This window comes from Streptomyces djakartensis, from assembly GCF_014651075.1.
GTDB classification, from domain to species: domain Bacteria; phylum Actinomycetota; class Actinomycetes; order Streptomycetales; family Streptomycetaceae; genus Streptomyces; species Streptomyces djakartensis.
In genome coordinates this window covers 1-694 of record NZ_BMWE01000071.1, presented here as the reverse complement: position 1 = coordinate 694, position 694 = coordinate 1, and the positions used below count along the sequence as shown (strand labels likewise).

The window sequence follows — 694 nt, the reverse complement described above, 5'->3', positions numbered from 1 at the left end:
AATGGGATTAAGTCTAATCAATAAAAATAATGCAGTATGGAAGAAATGAAATTTAAATCATTACAAAGAGGAGATTTAGTCTTTACTCTAGAAAGAGACAGAAGATCAATGTACCCAATCTTTGACCGAGCTAAAGTAGTAAAGGTAGGAGAAAGTAAACCTAGAGCTAATGAAAATGGTGATGGCTTTTCTAATCTTATAGAAATTGTTCTTCAAGATTCCATTGGTACAGTAACCGTATATTTACCTTCGGATGGGAATGAGGGTATTTATAACAATGTGTACTACACTCTAATTGGAAGTAATATTGTAAACGAAGTATCATTGCAAAGGTCACAGGCTCTTGGTATTATTAATAATGTAGGTAAATACGAGAACATAATAAAGGAATGCGATAATATCCTTGCTATGTTTGAAAACAAGGAGCCCACTAATGGTAGTCAATTCAATGAAGAATTCGCTTCATTCAGGAAAGATGTAGTATCAGTATTACAATCACAACAGCAAGCCATAAACCTTATGATGGATTCACTTGGCTTGAATAAACCGAAGGAAAATCCAGATGGCAAGTAAGTCAGTAAACATAACTATAAGTACTCCCTTGGGAGACTTACAGATATATACTGACCCAAAAGAACAGGCTAGAGCTGAGAGGTTAATTGCAGAAACTCCTTCTATCATGAGGAATGCTTAT

Annotated in this window: 1 protein-coding gene; it reads left to right on the top strand. The window is 34.6% G+C overall.

The features are described 5' to 3' along the window. The first annotated feature begins 36 nt into the window (after positions 1-36). Entirely contained in the window at positions 37-573 is a 537-nt protein-coding gene (locus IE212_RS34510; RefSeq protein WP_190201937.1) for a hypothetical protein, read from the top strand. Positions 574-694: the final 121 nt, after the last annotated feature.

Excerpts from the sequence above, each read along its gene's own strand:
- IE212_RS34510 (WP_190201937.1), top strand. The coding sequence starts at position 37 with ATGGAAGAAATGAAATTTAAATCATTACAAAGAGGAGATTTAGTCTTT.